The 509-nt window shown below is 65.0% G+C and carries 1 protein-coding gene; it reads left to right on the top strand.

Annotated elements, in window-relative coordinates; translation table 11 throughout:
• The coding region (locus tag AC1DYL_RS22775; RefSeq protein WP_477174897.1) for a DUF7507 domain-containing protein at window positions 1–509 on the top strand (509 nt) is incomplete at both ends.

Raw genomic sequence — 509 nt, 5'->3', positions numbered from 1 at the left:
GAGACCTGGACCTACCAGATCACCGCCGAGGACGTGGTCAAGAACGTCGGCGAAGACATCACCAACACGGTGACGGCGACCGGCACTGACGACGAGGGCGAAGAGGCAACCGACACCGACGACGAGACCGTCACGGTGACTGGGGCCGCCCCTGCCATCCAAGTGGTCAAGACCGCCRGCGTCGGYTCGATCGTCGAGGGCACGCCCACCGACATCACTTACACCTATGAGCTGACCAACACCGGAGCGGCGACCGATCCTCTGACGATCACGGGTCTCGACGACGACATCCTGGGCGACATCCTGGCCGACGGCACCTTTGTCGGCGGTGACGATGGCGATGGKCTGCTCGAGACCGGYGAGACCTGGACCTACCAGATCACCGCCGAGGACGTGGTCAAGAACGTCGGCGAAGACATCACCAACACGGTGACGGCGACCGGCACTGACGACGAGGGCGAAGAGGCAACCGACACCGACGACGAGACCGTCACGGTGACTGGGGCCGC

The organism is Devosia sp. P1_H9 (assembly GCF_056405135.1).
This window is presented reverse-complemented; position numbering and strand designations above follow the sequence as displayed.